Raw genomic sequence first — 2664 nt, forward strand, 5'->3', positions numbered from 1 at the left:
CGCGGACGGGTAGCGCGACGCGCCGGCCCGTCCTGCACGTGTCGGAAGTCACCGCGTCACCTGCCGACATCTGCACGGTGACCGCCGCGCCGCCGGCTCCTAGATTCGGCGTCAGGCGTGATCATCCGGACGGCGAGCTCCGCATCGCGACGACTCCGGCTCGCCGCGCCGCGATCCGGCGCCGCCGCCCGATCACCCCGCCCCCTGAGCCCCCGACCTGAGAGGTGACTCGATGCGCCTTCCGCCCACCAGGCGTACGGTGTGGCGATCGGTTCTGGCCGCCGCGGTCACGGCCGTCCTGGTCGCGGCCGGTTCCGCCGGACCGGCTGCCGCCGCACCGGGTGACGCGCCGGACGGGATCGCCCCGTTCCAGCCGCTCGACCCGCAGCACTGGCAGAACCCCGACACGATGACCTGGGACGACTACCAGCCGGTTCCCCACAAGAACTGGGCCGACCCGAACGTCCGGGGGTCGGTCCGCAACTTCAAGATCGCGCTGGTCACGCTCGACTACCCGGACCAGCCGTTCGTCATCACCAAGCCGGCGGGCTCCTCGGTCTTCGGCAATCCACAGGCGAGCGCCGAGAACGTGCCCCGCGACCGGGTCGCGCAGTTCTACACCGACTTCCTGAACTCCCCCGGCGAGCTGAACCGGGGACACACCCTGCACGAGTACTGGATGCAGGACTCCAACGGCCGGTACGGCGTGGACCTCACCGGCTTCGGCCCGTACGAGATGCCGGCGAAGTCGTACCAGTACGGCATCGACAACGGCTTCAACCCCGGCGCCTGCCCGTCCGGGGACACCTGCGCCAAGAACATCCGTACCGACGGGCTGGGCGCCTGGCGCGCGGCGGTCGGCGACGCGGTGGCCAACAGCTTCGAGCTGGTCTTCATCCTCTCCGCCGGCCAGGACGAGTCCTCGACCTGGCAGGAGTTCGGCCAGATGATGTTCCAAACCAAGGAGGACGTGCCGGACGCCTGGGGCCCGCCGGACCCGAACCTGCCCAACTACGCCAAGACCCGGTACGTCGACTGGACCTCCTGGAAGGCCGCGGCCACCATCTGGCCGAACGCGGGCGGTGGCTCGTCCACCCAGGCGGAGAGCTCCGGCATGGGCGTGTACGCGCACGAGCTCAGCCACCTGCTGAGCATCGGCGACAACTACAACAACCCGTACGGCGTTCCGCTGCGCCGCGCGTACACCGGCATCTGGAGCATGATGTCGCGCGGCTCCTTCAACGGCCCGGGCGGACCGCACACCCGCTGGCAGATCCCGCCGGTCAACGGCGGCTCGATGGGCTCGCTGCACACCGTCCGCGACAAGCTGAAGATCGGGCTGCTCGGTGAGGAGCACGCGCTGCGGCTGTCCCGGGAGGCGCTGGCCAGCTCCGGCCTGGTGGTCGCGGACGTCACCGCCCGCGCGGTGGACGCCGGCGAGGGCGGGCTGACCGGCATCAACATCGCGATGAACGCGGACCGCTCGCCGGCCTGCAGCACCACCACCGACCCGCTCTGCGATGGCGGCCGGTTCAACAACTACACGCTCGAGGTCGTCCAGCGGATGGGCGCGGACTCGTTCACCCCGGACAACGGCGTGCTGATCAGCAAGACCAAGAACACTGACAGCGCCCCGTTCGTGTGGGTCGTCGACGCCAACCCGCAGGACATCGACATGGTGGACTTCTACCAGCCGAACGGCACCCCGCAGAAGATCACCATGGGGGACTACCGGCAGCTGTCCGACGCGCTGTTCCACGCCGGCGCCAACTCCGGCAGCGAGTACGAGTACGTGGACGAGGCCAACCGGCTGCACTTCTACGTGCTCAACCTCCGCCGCGACGCCGACGGGGTGCTGTCGTACACGGTGGCGGTCCGGTCGCTGGACGGCGCCGGCCCGAGCCAGCACGGCGTGGCCCTGTCCAACGGCTCCCTGACCACCCGGGGCCAGCCCACCGGCAAGGGCGCGACCTGCACGTTCGACCTGACCAACACCGGGACGTACGTGGCCGGCGAGCAGCAGCATCCGGAGGACGCCAGCGCGTACCTGAAGTCCGACGTGTACCGGCTCTCGGCGACCGTCGGCGGCCAGGGCTGGCGGGTGCAGTTGCCCAACGAGCTGGCGACGGCGGACTTCGGCGCCACCACCGCGGTCGATGTCTCGGTCGGCGCCGCCGCCGACGCGACCGCGACCACCCTGGTGACGCTCACCGCCACCTCGGAGAGCGACCCGAGCAAGACCGTGACCAGCCAGTGCCGGGTCGAACGACCCCGGGCGCTGCTCGGCTGAGCACGCGACGGCCCGGGGCGGTGCGTGGCACCGCCCCGGGCTCCGTCCGACGAGCAGGGAGGACAGATGCGACGCCTGCTGGCAGCGCTGGTGCTGCCGTCGTTGCTCACCGGCGCGCTGGCCGCGTGCGGTGACGCCGAGGAGGCCCGGTCGGCGATGACCGTGCGGGTGCTCGTCCGGGACATCAACATCCGGCCGGTGGGCGTGGAATGCGCCGGCACCGGCCCGTACACCCACTTCCACAACCGGGCCCCGTTCCAGGTGGTCGACGCCGCCGGTCGGATGCTCGCCCAGGGCACGCTGTCGCCGGGCACGTCCGTGGCCACCTTCGAGGAGGATCTGGAGGTGGCGCGCGTCCCCACGTACTGCGAGTT

General features: G+C 71.0%; 3 protein-coding genes. All 3 read left to right on the top strand.

The genetic code is table 11. The features are described 5' to 3' along the window. Positions 1-221, top strand: a 221-nt coding sequence (locus ONA70_RS35870) for a hypothetical protein (RefSeq protein WP_265010916.1), incomplete at its 5' end; no start/stop codon positions are given. 11 nt (positions 222-232) lie between these two features. Beyond that, complete coding sequence (locus tag ONA70_RS35875; protein WP_265010917.1) at positions 233-2290, top strand: M6 family metalloprotease domain-containing protein; 2058 nt, start codon at positions 233-235, stop codon at positions 2288-2290. A gap of 66 nt (positions 2291-2356) precedes the next feature. Continuing rightward, the coding region (locus ONA70_RS35880; RefSeq protein ID WP_265010918.1) for a hypothetical protein at positions 2357-2664 on the top strand (308 nt) is incomplete at its 3' end.

This window comes from Micromonospora yasonensis, from assembly GCF_026013475.1.
GTDB lineage: Bacteria > Actinomycetota > Actinomycetes > Mycobacteriales > Micromonosporaceae > Micromonospora > Micromonospora yasonensis.

Excerpts from the sequence above, each read along its gene's own strand:
- ONA70_RS35875 (WP_265010917.1), top strand. The coding sequence starts at position 233 with ATGCGCCTTCCGCCCACCAGGCGTACGGTGTGGCGATCGGTTCTGGCC.